This window comes from Acinetobacter sp. WC-323 (genome assembly GCF_000314615.1).
In the GTDB taxonomy this organism is placed as follows: Bacteria; Pseudomonadota; Gammaproteobacteria; order Pseudomonadales; family Moraxellaceae; genus Acinetobacter; species Acinetobacter courvalinii.
In genome coordinates, this window is record NZ_AMZS01000035.1 from 445,925 (window position 1) to 464,336 (window position 18,412).

18 protein-coding genes are annotated in these 18,412 nt (G+C 40.3%); 6 read left to right on the forward strand and 12 right to left on the reverse strand.

Annotation, left to right across the window (positions count from 1 at the left end; translation table 11 throughout):
- The first annotated feature begins 28 nt into the window (after nucleotides 1–28).
- Both ACINWC323_RS10585 and ACINWC323_RS10580 read left to right on the forward strand, forming a co-directional pair.
- Nucleotides 29–544: a hypothetical protein gene (locus tag ACINWC323_RS10585; RefSeq protein WP_005231554.1), complete on the forward strand. Its 516-nt coding sequence runs from the start codon at nucleotides 29–31 to the stop codon at nucleotides 542–544.
- 56 nt (nucleotides 545–600) lie between these two features.
- Nucleotides 601–864: a ribosomal protein L7/L12 gene (locus ACINWC323_RS10580; protein WP_009511021.1), complete on the forward strand. Its 264-nt coding sequence runs from the start codon at nucleotides 601–603 to the stop codon at nucleotides 862–864.
- 37 nt (nucleotides 865–901) lie between these two features.
- Here ACINWC323_RS10580 and paeA read toward each other — a convergent pair whose 3' ends face one another.
- Nucleotides 902–2,230 (reverse strand): polyamine export protein PaeA, encoded by a 1,329-nt coding sequence (paeA, locus tag ACINWC323_RS10575; RefSeq protein WP_005231552.1) that lies wholly within the window; start codon nucleotides 2,228–2,230, stop codon nucleotides 902–904.
- A gap of 144 nt (nucleotides 2,231–2,374) precedes the next feature.
- Nucleotides 2,375–3,364 (reverse strand): LysR family transcriptional regulator, encoded by a 990-nt coding sequence (locus ACINWC323_RS10570; protein ID WP_004773639.1) that lies wholly within the window; start codon nucleotides 3,362–3,364, stop codon nucleotides 2,375–2,377.
- A 529-nt stretch (nucleotides 3,365–3,893) separates the two neighbouring features.
- Here ACINWC323_RS10570 and ACINWC323_RS10565 point away from each other — a divergent pair.
- Nucleotides 3,894–5,498: an isocitrate lyase gene (locus ACINWC323_RS10565; protein ID WP_005231551.1), complete on the forward strand. Its 1,605-nt coding sequence runs from the start codon at nucleotides 3,894–3,896 to the stop codon at nucleotides 5,496–5,498.
- Between the two features lie 291 nt (nucleotides 5,499–5,789).
- Here ACINWC323_RS10565 and sodB read toward each other — a convergent pair whose 3' ends face one another.
- The 3 genes from sodB to ACINWC323_RS10550 all read right to left on the reverse strand — a co-directional run bounded on the left by sodB (nucleotide 5,790) and on the right by ACINWC323_RS10550 (nucleotide 8,360).
- The gene (gene sodB, locus ACINWC323_RS10560) at nucleotides 5,790–6,416 is read right to left on the reverse strand and encodes a superoxide dismutase SodB (protein WP_005231550.1); all 627 of its coding nucleotides are present in this window, start codon (nucleotides 6,414–6,416) and stop codon (nucleotides 5,790–5,792) included.
- A gap of 227 nt (nucleotides 6,417–6,643) precedes the next feature.
- Nucleotides 6,644–7,267: a superoxide dismutase gene (locus tag ACINWC323_RS10555; protein ID WP_009510826.1), complete on the reverse strand. Its 624-nt coding sequence runs from the start codon at nucleotides 7,265–7,267 to the stop codon at nucleotides 6,644–6,646.
- A 334-nt stretch (nucleotides 7,268–7,601) separates the two neighbouring features.
- Complete coding sequence (locus ACINWC323_RS10550) at nucleotides 7,602–8,360, reverse strand: Nif3-like dinuclear metal center hexameric protein (protein WP_009510858.1); 759 nt, start codon at nucleotides 8,358–8,360, stop codon at nucleotides 7,602–7,604.
- A 187-nt stretch (nucleotides 8,361–8,547) separates the two neighbouring features.
- On the opposite strand from ACINWC323_RS10550, the gene ACINWC323_RS10545 reads away from it, so the two are divergent.
- Complete coding sequence (locus tag ACINWC323_RS10545; protein ID WP_005231547.1) at nucleotides 8,548–9,729, forward strand: trypsin-like peptidase domain-containing protein; 1,182 nt, start codon at nucleotides 8,548–8,550, stop codon at nucleotides 9,727–9,729.
- 326 nt (nucleotides 9,730–10,055) lie between these two features.
- Here the strand turns inward: ACINWC323_RS10545 and ACINWC323_RS10540 are convergent, their stop codons facing one another.
- From ACINWC323_RS10540 to map, 3 genes are all read right to left on the reverse strand, one after another.
- Nucleotides 10,056–11,261: an MFS transporter gene (locus ACINWC323_RS10540; RefSeq protein ID WP_009511003.1), complete on the reverse strand. Its 1,206-nt coding sequence runs from the start codon at nucleotides 11,259–11,261 to the stop codon at nucleotides 10,056–10,058.
- A gap of 166 nt (nucleotides 11,262–11,427) precedes the next feature.
- Nucleotides 11,428–12,522, reverse strand: a complete 1,095-nt coding sequence (locus ACINWC323_RS10535; protein WP_009510881.1) for an OmpW/AlkL family protein — start codon at nucleotides 12,520–12,522, stop codon at nucleotides 11,428–11,430.
- A 205-nt stretch (nucleotides 12,523–12,727) separates the two neighbouring features.
- Complete coding sequence (map, locus tag ACINWC323_RS10530; protein WP_004773623.1) at nucleotides 12,728–13,552, reverse strand: type I methionyl aminopeptidase; 825 nt, start codon at nucleotides 13,550–13,552, stop codon at nucleotides 12,728–12,730.
- 214 nt (nucleotides 13,553–13,766) lie between these two features.
- Here map and rpsB point away from each other — a divergent pair, with 214 nt between their 5' ends.
- A complete protein-coding gene (rpsB, locus tag ACINWC323_RS10525; protein WP_004652723.1) occupies nucleotides 13,767–14,519 on the forward strand; it encodes a 30S ribosomal protein S2 in 753 nt (250 codons plus the stop codon).
- 138 nt (nucleotides 14,520–14,657) lie between these two features.
- Complete coding sequence (gene tsf / locus ACINWC323_RS10520; RefSeq protein ID WP_005287814.1) at nucleotides 14,658–15,533, forward strand: translation elongation factor Ts; 876 nt, start codon at nucleotides 14,658–14,660, stop codon at nucleotides 15,531–15,533.
- Nucleotides 15,534–15,632: 99 nt separating this feature from the next.
- Here the strand turns inward: tsf and ACINWC323_RS10515 are convergent, their stop codons facing one another.
- The 4 genes from ACINWC323_RS10515 to ACINWC323_RS10505 form a co-directional block, all read right to left on the reverse strand.
- Complete coding sequence (locus ACINWC323_RS10515) at nucleotides 15,633–16,109, reverse strand: copper resistance protein NlpE (RefSeq protein ID WP_009510699.1); 477 nt, start codon at nucleotides 16,107–16,109, stop codon at nucleotides 15,633–15,635.
- A gap of 111 nt (nucleotides 16,110–16,220) precedes the next feature.
- Nucleotides 16,221–16,346, reverse strand: coding sequence for a type B 50S ribosomal protein L36 (gene ykgO, locus ACINWC323_RS19720; protein WP_005231541.1), 126 nt, complete (start codon nucleotides 16,344–16,346; stop codon nucleotides 16,221–16,223).
- A 518-nt stretch (nucleotides 16,347–16,864) separates the two neighbouring features.
- Nucleotides 16,865–17,518 carry a hypothetical protein gene (locus ACINWC323_RS10510; protein WP_009510982.1) on the reverse strand — a complete coding sequence of 218 codons (654 nt, stop codon included), beginning with the start codon at nucleotides 17,516–17,518 and terminating at the stop codon, nucleotides 16,865–16,867.
- Nucleotides 17,515–18,354 carry a PAAR domain-containing protein gene (locus ACINWC323_RS10505; RefSeq protein ID WP_009511147.1) on the reverse strand — a complete coding sequence of 280 codons (840 nt, stop codon included), beginning with the start codon at nucleotides 18,352–18,354 and terminating at the stop codon, nucleotides 17,515–17,517. The genes ACINWC323_RS10510 and ACINWC323_RS10505 overlap by 4 nt, the downstream gene beginning before the upstream one ends.
- Nucleotides 18,355–18,412 lie beyond the last annotated feature (58 nt).

An 18,412-nucleotide genomic window follows, 5' to 3' on the forward strand; every position in this document is an offset into this window, starting at 1 on the left:
TTTTTTTATTTTGTGTATTAGGACTCCCATGATTGAGCAATCTCCTGAATCTTTAAGCGATATCGAAATTTTAGACATTTTACAGTCTATGAAAAAAGATAAGCTGGATACGGAAGCAAATGAGATCATCCGTAATGGGGGGAAAGCTGGGCGTCAAGAAGCACATAAACAGGCTTTGGTTGCACTGAATACCAGCTTTGAGGACAAATTTGTCGAAGCTGTGACTTTGGCATTGGGTCTGAATTCAGGTCAGGCTAAAAAAATTCGTTATAAAAAAGACCGCATCCGTATTTTAAAAGCCCGTGGCATTGATTATTTAGCGATTGATGGTGCAGAAACTGCACAGGTATTGGCTCAGGTTGCACAGGCCATTGGTCGTGAAGATGCAACGGTGACCCATGACCTGCACAATATTTTTCCATTTTGGAAAGAGGGCTGGCCAATGGTTCAATTTGACAATGCATACAAGATTCTAGCCGAAGATATTAGCATACATTATCAGGCGACATTGGATACCTTATTGGCACAACTTGGTGGAAACTAAGCGCGGATAAACGCCAGTTCTACTCATCAATCAAACATAACAAGGAATGTTAGTTTATGAGTTCATTACCTCATATTCCACCTGAAGCATTAGATGTGTTACGTGAAGGGCAACTGATTGAGGCCATCAAGATTACCCGTGAGAAAACCGGGTTGGGGTTAAAGGAATCAAAGGATTTAATTGACCAGTATTTGCAAGCCCATCCACAAGAGCAGGCACGTGTGCAGGAACAGGTGGCACAGCGTAGCCGTGGTGGCGTAAAGGTTGTGGTCTTTATTGTGGTGTTACTGATCATTCTGATCTGGTGGATCATGAAATAAAAAAGGCCCGTCAAACGGGCTTTTTTTTGACTTTTACTTAGTCTTCAGACTGGATAATCGTGTCATTTTCCTGACTCGGTAAAACTTGCGTCACCAATAACTGGTCAATTTTATAATGGTCAATATCGACCACTTCAAACTTGAAGCCCGCATATTCTACGGCATCTGCAGGACGCGGGATCTTGCGTAGGCGATACATGATAAAGCCGGCAATGGTTTCATAATTCTCATTTTCAGGAAATTCTTCAATTTCCAGAACATGTTTGACGTCTTCAATCGGTGTGCCACCATCAATGAGCCAGGAATGATTGTCACGCTTAATGATCTGCTGTTCTTCATCCATTGGCGTTACCCAATCGCCCATGACGGTGATCATGATATCGCTTAGCGTAATCACCCCGACCACCAGCGCATATTCATTAATCACGACCGCAAATTTTTCTTTGGTCGAGCGGAAGCGGTCGAGCAATTCTGACAGGGTCAGAGTATCTGGAATCATTAACACATTACGAATGGTCGATTCATTCAGTTGTGTGAACGACTGTTTATTCAGAATACGCACCAGAATATCTTTGGCGTCGACATAGCCAATCACCTGATCAATATGTTCATTACAGACCAGAAACTTTGAATACGGATATTCACCCAGTTTTTGACGAATACTGTCTTCAGGTTCTGTGAGGGTGAAAAACACCACATTTTCACGGGTGGTCATACTTGAAGGAACAGTACGTTCCTCCAGTTCAAATACGTTTTCAATGAAATGATGTTCCTGCTTTTGTAGCACCCCGGCTTGTGCGCCTGCGTCCATGACTGCTGAAATATCATCAAAGGTAATATTGTCGTCACGGATGGTATTGACTTTGAATAAGCGGAATAACAGATTGGCAATCGCATTGATGCCCCAAGCCAAAGGTTTGCAGATTTTAATAAAAATCTGAATCGGCTCGATGACGCTAATGGCAATTTTTTCTGGCGCAATCATGGCCAAACGTTTTGGCATCAGATCGGCAAACAGAATGAACAAAGAAGTAACCATGGTAAAGGAGAGGGCAAAACCAATGGTTTCTAGCCAAGGACCTGCATAAAACTTCACAATCAGATCAACAAAGAATGGCCGGAAGGCAGCTTCACCGAGAATACCGCCGAGGATTGCAACGGCATTTAAACCGATTTGCGAGGCTGCGAAGAAGTCAGCGGATTGTTCTTGTAGATCTAAAACTTTTTGAGCACGGGTTTCGCCAGATTCGGCCAAAATTTTTAATTTAACTTTTCTAGCGCCGGCGAGAGCAATTTCTGTGAGTGATAAAAAGCCTGCTGCTGAAATCAGCAGGGCGATAACAATAATATTCTGGAAGAGACTCACACATCACCTGTGTTGCATATTATTATGAATATGTTGTAACACAAAAAAGAACAGAGGTAATCAAATCATTACCTCGTAATAACAGTTTTGCTGAGCAAACAAGCATATCCATTCGAAATTAAATATGATTATAGAGCAATATTTTTAGTATTGTGAAAATTGTGAGTTATTTAAGAGAAATTCACGATTCTCTTCTTCAATCATCTGGCGTGCCACAAACAGGATCAGCTGTCTTAACCAGCGATGGGCAGGATGGTGATGTAATAACGGACACCAAGCCATTTTTAATTCAAACTCAGGAATATAAAATGGAGGATCCTTTATAACCAGCTTTGGATTTTGGGTTTGCAAACGCGCCATACGGGTTGGTAATGTCGCAATCAAATCTACATTTTGTGCTAATAGTGCTGGCATTTGATAATGACGGGTAAACACTGAAATTTTACGACGTTGACCAATACGCTCCAACGCTTGATCAATCCAGCCGAGTCCCGCCTGTTTATCCGGATTGACACCGAAACCAACCCCCATACCGGTTTTTGAGACCCAGATATGCTGTGCATCTAAATAGCTTTTCAGGTTTAAGTGGGTTACAGCAGGGTGTTTGTCATTTAAAATACAGCTAAAGCTATCACGCCAAACCAGAACCTGATGGAAGCTTTGTGGAATTTCATTGAAGCGGTTAATGGCAAGATCTACTTTACCTTGCTCCATGTCCCGATAAGACACATCACTCGGCGTCAAGAAATCCAGTACCACATTGGGTGCTTCTGAACGTAATGCTTTGACCAAGCGAGGCACTAAGGTTGCTTCGGCATAATCCGAGGTCATGATACGGAACACGCGCGTACTGGTATAAGGACGGAATTCGGTACGTGGCTCCAGAATCATGGAAAGATCTGAGAGCGCATCGCGAATACGCGGTTGTAATTCTAATGCACGCTCAGTCGGCGTCATGCCTTCAGAAGAGCGAATCAGGAGGGGATCATTAAACAGATTACGTAAACGACGTAAAATATTACTCATCGCAGGCTGGGTAACACCGAGTTGCTCTGCGGCGCGTGTGACATTTTTTTCACGAAGAAGTACGTCAAGATAAATTAATAAATTAAGATCGACCCGCTCCAGATTCATAAAAAAAATACCGAAAATAAAATCCTTAAATTGTGTTGAATTATGACATATCTAAAGCCTTTTGTGTAACTTAATCCTATATAAAAGCAACAGTGCCAAAGCATATAAAGCCACTTGAAATATCGGGTGCACTTATTGATCGGGTCATGCTCAACTTTGATACAATTGTTGTTTGTAACACCAGTAAGACGCGCTAAAAATTTAAATATTTTTAGGATTTGAACACTTGTTTTGCCGTGTTTTTTGAACTGACCAGTCTAGAAAAATAGCCTGAAATAGGGTTTTTATGCATTTTTGTGTATTTTGAAAATTAATTAAAAACAATTGCTTATATTGTATTTTTGAATTTTTTGATAAAAGCCTATACATACATTTTCTAAGAAAATACCGAAGATTAAGCTAGAATATTGGCTAAATCGCTTGCCAAAGACTAAGCTTTGAGACATGTTGATGAGGTGCTTGAAATCTAGACTAAATACAATCAGGATTTTTAGCCCCCGTTCGATGCCAATCCTCAAAGGAATAGATCATGACTACATATCAAACAGCGATTGATGCAATCCGCGAATTAAAAGCAAAATTTGGCAACACTTGGGCAGATATTAGTCCTGAAGATGCTGCTCGCATGCAACTACAAAACCGTTTCAAAACTGGTTTAGACATTGCGAAATACACAGCTGCGATTATGCGTCGTGATATGGCTGCTTATGATGCCGATTCTAGCAAATATACTCAATCATTAGGTTGCTGGCACGGTTTCATCGCTCAACAAAAAATGATCGCGAACAAAAAATACTTCGGTACAACTGAGCGTCGTTATATCTACCTTTCTGGTTGGATGGTTGCTGCACTTCGTTCAGAATTTGGTCCACTTCCTGACCAATCAATGCATGAAAAAACTTCTGTTCCTGCTTTGATCGAAGAAATCTACACTTTCTTACGTCAAGCTGACGCAAAAGAATTAAACGATTTATTCCGTGCACTTAAAAAAGCACAAGAAGCAGGTGATACTGCTAAAGCAGCTGAAATCACTGCTCAAATCGACAACTTTGAAACTCACGTTGTGCCAATTATTGCGGACATTGATGCTGGTTTCGGTAACGAAGAAGCGACTTACTTACTTGCGAAGAAAATGATCGAAGCGGGTGCATGTGCACTTCAAATCGAAAACCAAGTATCTGATGCAAAACAATGTGGTCACCAAGCTGGTAAAGTAACTGTTCCACACGAAGACTTCATCGCTAAAATCCATGCATTACGTTATGCATTCTTAGAAATGGGTCTTGATGACGGTATCATCGTTGCACGTACTGACTCTGAAGGCGCTGACTTGACTCAAAAAATCCCAGTGGTTAAAGAGCCAGGCGACATCGCTTCTCAATACATCAGCTACTTGGATACAACTGAAATTGACATCGCTGATGCTCAAGAAGATGAAATCCTGATCAAGCGTGATGGTAAATTACACCGTCCTAAGCGTTTAGCTTCTGGCTTATATCAGTTCCGTCCTGACACTCAAATTGACCGTGTTGTACTTGACTGTGTATCTAGCCTTCAAAATGGTGCTGACCTTCTTTGGATCGAAACTGCGACTCCAAACGTAGAAGAAATCGCTCACATGGTTAACCGTGTTAAAGAAGTTGTGCCAAATGCGAAGCTTGTTTATAACAACAGCCCATCATTTAACTGGACTTTAAACTTCCGTCAACAAGCTTATGACCGTTGGGTTGCTGAAGGTAAAGACGTTTCTGCATACGACCGTGCTAAATTAATGAGCGCTGAGTATGACAACACTGAATTAGCTGCTGATGCTGATGCTAAGATCCGTACTTTCCAAGCAGATGCGTCTCGTGAAGCAGGTGTGTTCCATCACTTGATCACACTTCCGACTTACCACACTGCTGCTCTTTCTACACATGAGCTTGCACAAGGTTACTTCGGTTCTGAAGGTATGTTGGCTTATGTTGCTGGCGTACAACGTAAAGAAATCCGTGGCGGTATCGCTTGTGTTAAACACCAAGCAATGGCGGGTTCTGACATCGGTGATGATCACAAAGAAATCTTCTCTGGTGACAATGCGCTTAAAGCACATGATGATGCTAAAAACACAATGAACCAATTCGCTGCTCACTAAGCACTGAACTGATTCAAAAAGAAACCCTGCGCAAGCAGGGTTTTTTCATTGTTTTACAAAGTGTAGGACGCAGAATAGGGATTTGACTTAAACAAGATGAAGGTTGAGATTTTTCTGATGATGGATAGGGAAATGTCTTATATTTAAAAGCTTGGCCAGAGCTCTAAAGTACTTGTTGATGGGTGGGAGAAATGAGATTTAAAACAAGGCTAGAGGGGATGTAAAGTTGAAAAATATAGGTATAAAAAAACTGCTCATCAAGAGCAGTTTTTTTATTGCAGAAATAATAAATTATTTCTCAACACCTGCTGGTTGACCTGCAAGTTTTGCATTTGCATAGTCCCAGTTAACCAGGCTTTCTAAGAAAGTCGCGATGTATTTTGGACGTAAGTTACGGAAGTCGATGTAGTAAGCGTGTTCCCAAACGTCGATTGTTAATACAGCGATTTGACCGTGCGCAAGCGGCGTGTCTGCATTTGAAGTTTTAGTAATTGATAATTTACCGTTTACTTCGTCAGCAACTAACCAAGCCCAACCTGAACCGAATTGAGTTGTTGCAGCAGCAGTGAATTCTTCTGCAAATTTTTCGTAGCTACCAAATGCTTCGTCAATTTTCGCTGCAATCGCGCCTGTAGGTTTACCACCACCGTTTGGCTTCATGCTGTTCCAGTAAAATGTGTGGTTCCATACTTGAGCAGCATTGTTGAAGATACCAGCTTTAGATGCATCACCAGCAGAAGCCTTGATGATTTCTTCTAAAGTTTTACCTTCAAGATCAGTACCTTTGATTAAGTTGTTTAAGTTAACAACATAAGTATTGTGGTGTTTGTCGTGATGGTATTCTAAAGTTTCGCGAGTGATATGTGGCGCTAGATCATCATAGCCATATGGAAGTGCAGGTAAAGTAATGGTTGTCATGTTTCATTCCTTGCAAATTTGCTGGGTTTTACATTAAGTGTTTTTATTGTAAATGATTCTGCATGCAATAGGGCAGTCTTTTAATACACAAAATATGCAAAAAATTTCCATCTGAGACATATACCATACACAAGATAGAATTAGAGCCAATGATTATTTTAGATTATCTTTGAGCTGGCTCTAATCTACCTTGATCAAGCGGAATTTTTTAACTTTATTATTTAAAATCAATTTTTTATTGCTGTTAAAGCCGCATGGTAGCGGCGATTGACCTCATCCCAGTCCACCACATTATAAAAAGCCGCAATATATTCAGGTCGACGGTTTTGATATTTTAGATAATAGGCATGTTCCCATACATCCAGTCCTAAAATAGGAGTATGACCATGCATCAGGGGCGAGTCCTGATTGGCACTGTTTTCCACCATAATTTTACCTTCAGGTGTGACACTCAGCCACGCCCAGCCACTTCCGAAACGGCTAATCGCGGCTTTGGTAAAGGCCTCTTTAAAAGCATCAAAACCACCGAGTTGCTGGTCAATAGCTTTTGCAATATCACCTGTCGGTTCGCCACCACCGTGTGGACTCATAACGGTCCAGAACAGTGAATGATTGGCATGTCCGCCAGCATTATTGATCACCATATGTTTAAGGTCTGCTGGAACTTCATTCACTTTGGCGACTAGCTCCTCTACAGGAAATTTTTCCCATACCGTGCCTTCAATTGCGCCATTAATATTATTGATATAGGTCTGATGGTGTTTGCTATGATGAATTTCCATGGTCTTGGTATCGATATTGGGTTCAAGTGCATCATAGGCATAAGGCAGTGCAGGTAAAGAATAAGCCATATGTTTGATTCCTGTTGTAGTCAATGTAGTTTTATGAGGATGAAATTAAGCGCTTTCATTATTGTTTTAAAAGCAAATGAGAATCAATATCTTTTAATTTGCTTTTATCTATGTGATATGAGCTAAAAAATAAATTTTATTTATCAGTCGATTAAGAGGGAGAGTCTAGATGTAGTTAGGCATTTAAAATTATCACTATAGAGATGAGCAGCTAGGCAATGAGTACCCTGCATCATTAAGCGACCAGAAAGAATCGATGGGGAGGCAGAAAATTGGAAAATAAAAATCAGATAAAGGAATGAAATGAATTTCACTCCTTTATCCGTGCATCGGCTTAAATTGGATTGTTGAGCTCAAAATACTCAGATTCAATGGCAAACTGAGTTGCAATGGCTTGTGCCAAGCGCTGTACGCCATAACGTTCAGTGGCATGATGACCACAAGCAAAATAGTGAACCCCTAACTCTTTGGCCTCATAGAAGGTGCGTTCACTGACTTCACCTGAAATATAAGCATCGCACTCTGCTTGAGCAGCTTTGGCAATAAAGTCTTGTGCGCCGCCTGTACAGAAGCCAACCTTTTTGATTACAGTTTTATCGCTCGGTAAATGAATCACATTAAAATCAAAGACAGCTTGTAACTTTGCTTTAAATTGCTCAGGACTCAGTGCATGGTCTAAATAGCCAATATTGCCGATAGGATGCTTTTCACTTGGATCTAATGCTTCCAGATCGTTTAACTCCAACAAATCGGCAATGGCGACGTTATTGCCTAAAGTCGGATGCGCATCTAGTGGCAGGTGATAGGCAATCAGGGAAATATTATTTTGAATCAGTTTTTTGATACGGTTGCCACGCATCCCTGTAATCGGATAGGGTTCGCCTTTCCAGAAGTAGCCATGATGCACCAGTAAGGCATCCGCCTGTTGAGCAATCGCGGCATCAATCGCATCTTCAGAAGCGGTCACGGCACATAAAATTTTATTGACTTCAGCTTTGCCTTCAATTTGTAAGCCATTTGGTGCGTAGTCTTTAAACTCGTTTGCTTTTAAAGTCTGATTACACCAGTGCACAATATCTTGCAAATTTGCCATGCGATTCCTCAAATGATTAACAGCTTGTTAGAGCTCAATAAAAACATATTTTTAAATGTAACTAAAGCTAGACAAAACTTTTTTAACTTTTGCATTGATTTTAAGCAATTTACTTTACAATAGTGGAAACTTCCAGTTCTTCAATAAATTACGTACATCACATAATTTCGCCTAGAGGATAATAGACGTGCGCCGTGCATTTACATGGTTACCTTGGGTATTACTCATTCTTGTTATCGTTAGTTTTCTGGCTTGGCAGAAATCACATCAACCGAAACCGACTGTTGCGGCTGATGGGGTGAAAATGCCGGCAGAAAAGGTTGAGCCTCTCATTGATACATCACGTGCCGGTGGGGTGGTTTCCTATAGTGCTGCAGTCAAAGTGGCTGCACCTGCTGTGGTGAATATTTTTACCACGCAGAAAGTTAAACAGATGAATCATCCATTATTGAATGATCCTGTATTTCGCGAGTTCTTTGGCAATCAAATGCCGCAACAGCCTCAAAATGAAAACAGTCTGGGTTCAGGGGTGATTGTGCGTGCAGACGGTTATATTCTCACCAATAATCATGTGATTGCTCAAGCTGAACATATTGTGGTGGCATTGCATGATGGCCGTCGTGCTGAAGCCAAAGTAATTGGTACAGATCCAGATACAGATCTGGCTGTAATCAAGATCGAATTAGATAATCTGCCAGTGCTACCATTTAAGCTGAGTGGTAACGAAGTAGGTGATGTCGTACTTGCGATTGGTAATCCATTTGGTGTCGGTCAAACCGTAACTCAAGGGATTATTTCTGCCACAGGTCGTTCTGACTTGGGGATCAATACCTACGAAGACTTTATTCAAACTGATGCTGCCATTAATCCGGGTAACTCGGGTGGTGCATTGATTGATGTTGCAGGCAACCTGATTGGTGTCAATACTGCAATTTTCTCTCAATCTGGCGGTTCCTTGGGAATTGGTTTCGCTATTCCTGCCAAGGTTTGTCAGCAAGTGCTTAATTCCATCTTGAAAGATGGCCGTGTGGTACGAGGCTGGTTGGGTATTAGCCTGATTCCAAATACCATTGAAGAGGATGTTCTGGCAACAAAACCGATTGGGGTTACCGTGGCTGATGTATTGCGTGACGGACCTTCGGATACGGCAGGCATTAAACGTGGTGACAAAATTATCCAGGTCAATAACGAACAGATTTCTTCCGCTTCGCATTTAATTAATTATGTGGCATTGCAAGCGCCGGGTAGTCTGATTGATGTAATTGTCGAGCGAGAAGGCAAGCAGCAAACGCTCCAAGTGAAGGTGGGAGAGCGTAAAGTACAGCAAAATACGCAATCTCAATATATACCTTTACCGAAACATCCTTAATCAAGATGGTTTTACCAGAAAGGGTCGCTTAAAGCGGCCCTTTTTATGGCTGCAATAAAAGAGCTTGTTGACGCTGGGGACAACAAGCTCTTTGGCATTTTATAGGTGTTTTTATTTTTCATTAAATCATGCAAATTTTATCGTTTTATGACAAATTTTTGATGATTCAATGACAAGTATGAAACTTGGAAATACGTATTTAGTGGGCACAAAATGCCTGATTGAAATATTCAAATAGATCAGGCGTTTGAAACCAGATCAAAATTGAAAGACTAATTAAACCAAGAATAAAGCCCATCAGTAAAATTTTAAAATTTCGTTCGAGATTAGTCATGAATAATGGCCTCTTCATTGACGAACAGATGAATCACCACACCAAAAGCACTTAATAGCAAGCAGGCAAGCCAGATCATATTGTAGTTGCCGGTCATGTCGTGGTTGATACCTCCTAACCAGCCTCCAAAAAAAGAACCGATTTGGTGAGTAAAAAACACAATACCACTCAACATCGATAAATATTTTACGCCAAACATATTGGCAACAATACCATTGGTTAATGGCACGGTGGAAAGCCACAGCAACCCCATGATGATGCCAAAACTATAAACGGTAAATATACTCAATGGTAATAACAGGAAGGCAATGATGGCGACGCCACGTAAGCCGTACAGCAACATCAGCAGTTTCGGTTTTGAATAACGATCACCTAACCAGCCAGCCCCATAGGTCCCCACAATATTGAACAGGCCTACCAGTGCTAAAAATATGGTGCCTGTGGTGGCATCAAAGCCATGATCAATTAAATAACCCGGTAAATGCACTCCTAAGAATACCACCTGAAAGCCGCAGACAAGAAAACCTAAGGATAACCACCAGAACGGTTTATGTTTGCTGGCAATGTTAAGAACCTGTTTAAAGCCGAGACTGGGTTGATTCAGTGCCTTCGGTGCGGTCGAAGTAGGGGATTTTAATAACCATGCCAACGGGACAATGAATGCAATCGCGAATGCACTGACTAAAAGTGCGGAGGACCAGCCTATACTTTTGAGTAACAGTAGGGTGGATGGCAACATGATAAATTGACCGAATGATCCTGCTGCACTGGCAATCCCCATTACCATACTGCGTTTTTCTGGCGGAGCTGCACGACCAACGGCTGAAAGCAGCACTGTAAATGAGGTCGCAGATAAAGCCAGTCCAATGACAAGGCCCAAACTAAGATTTAGCAGAACTCCGGTCGAGCTAAATGCCATCATCACCAAGCCAATCGCATAGAGTACGCCGCCTGCTGCAACTACTTTTTTAGTACCATATTTATCGGCAATTGCACCTGTGAAGGGTTGGGCTGCACCCCAGATCAAGTTTTGTAAGGCAATGGCAAAACTAAAAATATGGTGTCCCCAGCCAAATGCGTCGCTCATCGGGACCAGGTATAAACCGAAGCCATGACGTACGCCCAGCGAAAGTGCGAGGATCAGTGCACTTCCTATCAGCATATAGATCAACTGTTTTGAGAATTGTGGCTTTGACATTGTTGTTATGATCAAGAAATAAGTGAAAAGTATTTTAAAATACTTCTGTCTGTATTTCGATTCAAAAAAAGATTAGCGTTCTATTTGTTTGAGTAAATTGTTTACTATTAAAAATATCAGGAAATAAAAAAAGCAGCGAAGGCTGCTTTTTTATGAGCTAGGTCGCTTAGAAACGATAGCCGACACCTGCATAACCTAAAATAGGATTAATCTCGATATCAGTTTTTGCACGAATAAGTTCACCATATTTATTATCGTTAACAGTGATAGTTGCTTCACCAGTCAGGTGGGCATAAGAAACAGAACCAACGGCAAACCAACGATCATTAAAGTCATATGTAAAACCAGCTGTGGCAATCGGTGCAAATGCATCCGAAGCTTCTAATTTGACTTTTGGATCTCCTGAGCTGGTTTTTTGGTCCAAAGCAGCACCAGCTTTACCATCTTTGATATTGACAATCATATGTCCAGCGTTGACTAAATCGCGCTCAATTTCAGAATTAATCTTGAGATCATTGAAATAAGCATACATTAATCCTAGCCCCACATAAGGCCGGAATTTATTAACGCCTGTTTTGCCGAAATGATATTGGAATTCAAAAGCTGGAGTCCATGCGCGAGCTGTTGCTGCTGTACCATGCGATTCAAGGTCAGTAATAAAAATTTGCTTTTCTAAGTCAATTGAAGGGAGGCCGATACCTCCTATAATTGGAAGATCAATAGATGGGTGAGCTTTTGCTGTTAATGGTGCATAAATTTGCCCTTTACCTTGGATATCAACTTTTGGTGGAATACCTGCTTTTACTTCAAATGAAACATTATCTGTGAAAAAATAGTTGGTCATAATGCCCAAGGTCATTACATCATCAGCTTCCAGTCCCGTACCAGGATTATTCCATTCATCTAAACCATAGATTTCAGCATTACCACTTAATGAGCCGGGCAACGTTTCTTTTCCCAAACCATCTAAAAAATTAATGAAAACTGTTGACAGATTGGGGTCCATATCTTTGGAGATACTATCTTTAACGGTTTTTATTGAAACATCGCCAACTTTGGCTTGTTCGCCTTCTTTAACTGCTGTGTTAACTTTAATTGGTTGAGCTTTACCTGTTGGTTTTACATATAGAGCACCGACTGAAACCGAAAAGCGTTTAAACCCATCGCCATCTTTTAGACTGAAATATGGTGAGTCTGCAAAAGTAATTGTTGGTAGGGCACATAAGCCTGTAAGCAGGCAAGCAAATGACTTCTTCATCATCTTGGGACTCCATGTCCTAAAGTTTGTAAGGATTTTTCTTGCGCCCACGATAACTCTTTTTTAGATCTACTTTGTTTAGTTAAAATTTATAATTGTTATGCTTATGAAAAAATTTGTTTGATTTAGATAAATTGATGAAGAAATTATGAAGATATAAAAAAAGCCACCGAAGTGACTTTTTTCTAAAAAAATTAAAGAAAATAAATTACATAAAACGAGATAAATCTTCTTCAGGACGTGCGGTTAATACTTCGATACCAGTTTTGGTTACCAAAATCGTATGTTCATATTGAGCCGACAATTTGTGATCTTTTGTGACAACGGTCCACTTATCACCTAAAAGCTTGGTTTGCCAAACACCTGCGTTGACCATTGGTTCAATAGTAAAGGTCATGCCTGCTTCCAGACGCATACCGGTGCCTTTTTGCCCATAATGCAAAACTTGTGGTTCATCATGGAAGACATTGCCGATACCATGACCACAATATTCACGCACGACACTGAAACGCTCAGATTCTACATATTGTTGAATGGCATAACCGACATCACCCAGATATGAACCGTCTTTTACCGTGGCCATGCCGCGATACATAGCTTCTTGGGCCACTGAACACAAGCGGTTTGCAAGAATAGAGGTTTCACCGCCCACGATATACATCATGTTGGTATCGCCGTGATAACCATCTTTAATGACTGTTACATCGATGTTAAGAATATCGCCGTTCTTTAAGATTTTATTTTCAGACGGAATACCGTGACAAACCACATGGTTGACCGAAGTGCAAATAGAATGCTGGAAAGCAGGGCGACCTGGTGCTGCGCCGTAGCCGACACAGGCAGGAATTGCTTGCTGAACATTTTCAATGTGATTGCGACAGATGGTATCGAGTTCTAGTGTGCTCACGCCCGCTTTAATATGCGGTTTAATCATGTCTAGAACTTCAGCCGCCAATTTGCCAGCAACACGCATCTTTTCAATTTCTTCAGGTGTTTTGATTAATCGACGAGGGGCTGTATAAGTTGTATTCATGATCTCTAAAAACTTTTGGTAATTTGCAAGCGTCTATGGTATAAATAGCCGCCTATTTTATCAAATGCTTTTCGTGAATATATTTTACGAAATTATCTGATAATTATAGTCGTAAAAAAATCCGCACATATATCGACACATTACTCTGGGTGCCTAGCAATAGGTGGAGAATGCGGATATATGGAGGCCTAACCCAAACTTTAAGGTAAAGAAAATGGCAGATTACAACGTAAGCATGCGCGACCTTCTTCAAGCAGGCGCACACTTTGGTCACCAAACTCGTTTCTGGAACCCAAAAATGCGTCAATACATTTTTGGCGCGCGTAACAAAATTCACATCATCAACCTTGAGCACACTGTTCCTGCGTTAAATGATGCTTTGAACTTCGTTAACAACCTAGCGAGCAAAAAGAACAAAGTATTATTCGTTGGTACAAAACGAGCTGCTTCTAACATCATCCGTGAACAAGCTCAACGCGCTGGTCAACCATATGTAGATCACCGTTGGTTAGGTGGTATGTTGACGAACTGGAAAACACTTCGCCAATCTATCAACCGTTTAAAAGATCTTCAAACTCAATCTCAAGACGGTACTTTTGCTAAGCTTACTAAACGTGAAGCTTTAGAGCGTACTCGTGAGATGGAAAAACTTGAACGTGCTTTAGGCGGCGTTAAAAACATGGGTGGTTTACCTGACGCATTATTTGTAATCGACGTAGATCACGAAGCGATTGCAATCAAAGAAGCGAAAAACTTAGGTATTCCTGTAATCGGTATCGTTGATACAAACTCTAACCCAGACAACGTTGATTACGTTATTCCGGGTAACGACGATGCGATCCGTGCAGTAACTTTGTATGCTTCTGCTATGGCTGATGCGATTCTTGCTGGTAAAGAATATGCTCAATCACAAGCAAATGCACAAGCAAAAGGCGACGACGCTGCTAAAGACGCTTCTGAGGCTTAATGCGTTTTGACGCAAGCTTGTCATTTTTGCGACATGTAATGGTGGCAAATTAAAGCGTCGAGATTGCAAACGGCCCAGAGATTCTTTGGGCCGTTTTTGTTGAACAGATTTATTTTCTACCGATTTTAGGAGAACAACATGACTGCAATTACTGCAAGCATGGTAAAAGAATTACGTGACCGTACTGGTCTTGCAATGATGGAATGCAAAAAAGCATTAACAGAAGCTGGTGGTGACGTCGAACTTGCGATTGACAACCTTCGTAAATCAGGTCAAGCAAAAGCTGCTAAAAAAGCAGGTAACATTGCAGCTGATGGCGCGATCACAATCATCCAAGAAGGCAACAAAGCGATTCTTGTTGAAGTTAACTGTCAAACTGACTTCGTTGCAAAAGACGAAAACTTCAAAAACTTCTCTGATAAAGTTGCTGCTGCTGCACTTGCTGCAAACGAAACTGATGCTGCGAAAATTGCTGAACTTAAACTTGAAGACGGTTCAACTGTAGAAGAAGCGCGTGTTGCACTTGTTCAAAAAATCGGTGAAAACATTCAGGTTCGTCGTGCTCAAATCGTTGAAGGCGAAAACTTGGCTGTTTACAAGCACGGTTTAAAAATCGGTGTTGTTGTTTCTTACACAGGTGATGCTGACACTGGTAAAGGTATTGCAATGCACGTTGCTGCGTTCAACCCAGTTGCGGTAAATGCAGAAGCTGTTCCAGCTGACTTGATCGCTAAAGAGAAAGAAATTGCTGAAGCGAAAGCATTAGAATCTGGTAAACCAGCGAACATCGTTGAGAAAATGGTAACTGGTTCAGTTGAAAAATACTTGAACGAAGTTGCTCTTGATCGTCAAATGTATGTTATCGACAATGATAAGAAAGTTGCTGATGTATTGAAAGCGACTGGTACTGTTGTCGCTCAATTCGTTCGTTTCGAAGTGGGTGAAGGTATTGAGAAGAAAGCTGAAATGAGCTTTGCAGAAGAAGTTGCTGCTGCTCAAGCTGCTGCGAAGTAATTCGTATCTTCTAAAAAAACCCAGTCATTTTGACTGGGTTTTTTATTGTCGATTAAAAAGCCCACTTCATCAAATGGGCTTTTTAATATTATTTAAGGCTTATTCAGCTTCTTTTTTTAGCTCGTATTTGCTTGCCAATTCACCTGTAATTTCTTTACCTTCGGTATCTAAAGCTTTCAGGTAACCTTCAGCAACGAAATATTTACGACCATCACCGGCTTTATCCAAGGTGATGACTGAGGTATTTTTGCTATCAAAGGTGAAGCTACCTTTGCTTTCGAAGGTTTTACCATCACCTTTGCCTAAATATTTTTCTTTTAATTCATAAGTCTTATCTAGATTTAGTTCAACCTCTGTCTCAATACCTTCGCAGTCAGCGCAAGGAAGGACACCTTTATAAGTACCATTCCAGTCGAGTGAGTTTTCCGCTGTGTGCGCACTATCAACAGCTTCATGCGTTGTTTCTGTTGTGGTTGCAGCTGGAGGGGTTTGCTCGTCAGTTTTTGGTGTTTCTGCCTTGTTACACGCTACAAGGAAAACCGATGCTAGAGAAATGGCAATAATTGATTTTTTCATCTTGGATAGAACCTTATTGGAAAGTATTGATATCCAAGTTATTAGATTTTAAAAAGAAATGGAAGTAAGGGAATGTAAGGGTTGTTTAACCTTTGGTAAAGCAAGACAAGCTTAACCTTGTCTTGCCTTGAAGCGTGGATTTGATTTGCAGATCACAAATAACTTGCCACGACGCTTTACAATCTGGCAATCAGCACTACGGCGTTTGGCACTTTTAAGGGATGAGCAGACTTTCATTATGGTTCTCTATAGTTAATGTAATGTTATAATATTACATATTATGAAGTGTGTAAACTTTTTCAACCTTAGTCTGTGGGGAAATTACGAATGATTGATAAATAACGTAAATATACGAAGGCTGACAAACTACAGACTTTGGGGTTTACACATCAAAGGGCTTGCTGTAAATCTAGGGTCTTATCAGGCTCGAAGAATGAGAGCAGCGCTATTGTGTGATTGTAGATGTAATACTTGGGGTTGCAGAAGGGTTGGGTATTACGATGAGTTGGGAAACTGCTGGAAGATGAAATTTAAATAATTATAAAAGTGCCAAAGCAGTGCAAGATACTTAATTCGTGCGTTCAAAAATCGGAAAAAAGTACATAAGAAGCCGTTTATTTTTGAATGACCATGATTCTGATTGGTATTATTGGGCAACGGCCACGTAAATACCTTAAACAAAAAATTATAAGTTATTGAAAAATATAGAAACCAAAAAATGCCAATTTTTAGGAATTGGCATTTGGTTACATTGTTTATTTGCTTAAGACTTCCTCATTAAAAGCAGTCTGTAAATCTGATTTGATTTTAGGGTCAGTTGTGGATTTTATCAGCTTTGTCATTTTATCTTTGTATTCATGATGACCTGCTTGATACATGAAAAAGTAATATGACCATTCTGAATATGGATATTCAGGGCTGTTCTTGATCTCAGGCTTATCCAATTCAATTTTGATTAATTTCGCTGCAGTTTCATAACATTGTGGTAGACCTTCATTCTTATCGAGACGTTTTAAAAGAAAGCATTGAAATTCTTGCTTATCATATGAAGGATTATTTTTCAAAAGTTGTTCATTTAGATCCAATGCTTCTTGGTTCATTTTTAACTGAGTATAAATATTCATTAGAATTTTGTTGCGTTGCTTATCATCAGAGATTGATTTGATTTTTGGAATGAGGCCTTTGATCTGCTTTTGAAACCCCTCTAAATCACCTGTTGTAATAAGATCCGTTGCCTGATTGTACTCATTTACAATTGCTTGATCTTTGGTGTTGAGTTTAGCAACCTTTTCCGAATGATTTTGTTTAGTTGATATATCTGAAGGTTCAATGCTATTTGCCGGTTTATTACATGCTAAAAGGCCTAAGGCACAGAATATAAATACTGGTAAGGTAATATTTTTAATCATTTTACTAGCCTAGTTGCTGAATTAAGGGTGAATTTAAAAGTTGTGGTTGGGGGCATTGGAATTATAAGGCCACCATCAAATTTAGCCCTATATCCAGCAATTAGTTCAACGGTTACAAGTTGAAGATTCGGTTCAGGCAACTCGATTGTACATGAACCCACAGGCTCTTTTTCTCTCGACGTATCCCAAAAACCTTGCCCAACACTTAATGCAATCTGATTAAGTTTCTTCCCTTCGTGATAAACATTAATAGTACCGAATGGAAGTATTGTCGCATCATTTTTTAAGCGCGGAGGAATCATAGAAACACTAATGAACAGCTTCCTTCCAGTTAAGTTGTAGTCTAAAACAAAATCAGCTGTACCAGATAGCACTTGGGACATTACTCCTTTGGCACTTTTTCTGTCTTCATCATAGGGTGTAACGACAGTTTTAAATTTAATATATTCAGTTTTCTGGCGTTCAATGTAGTAATTTTCGTATTTCCCTTTATCTTCATAAAAATTATCTGATATTGGTTGCTGCGATGTTTTAGCTGAAGATGACGAGTTTGATGTACCAACGGAAGAGCCATTATTTTGAACAACTAAGCTTTGTTTTGGTAATAGTTTACACCCACATGATAGTGAGTCATTAACTCGCGCTGCAGCTTTACCAAAGATTTGCATATGAGGATCACCAGAAATAATCGTAGCAACCGTTTTATGTTTAGGACATGTCGCCTTATCACCAACACAGGCGATAGGAATACCTTCGATCTGGAACATACTGTTGCCTGATATAACTTGCCCGCCGCCAGTGGTCGGGCAGCCAACGACAATATAAGGTGTGGCCATATTAATTTTACCCTCTGTTTAATTTTTGTGAGGCGATCATAACAGTTGGTGTACAGAA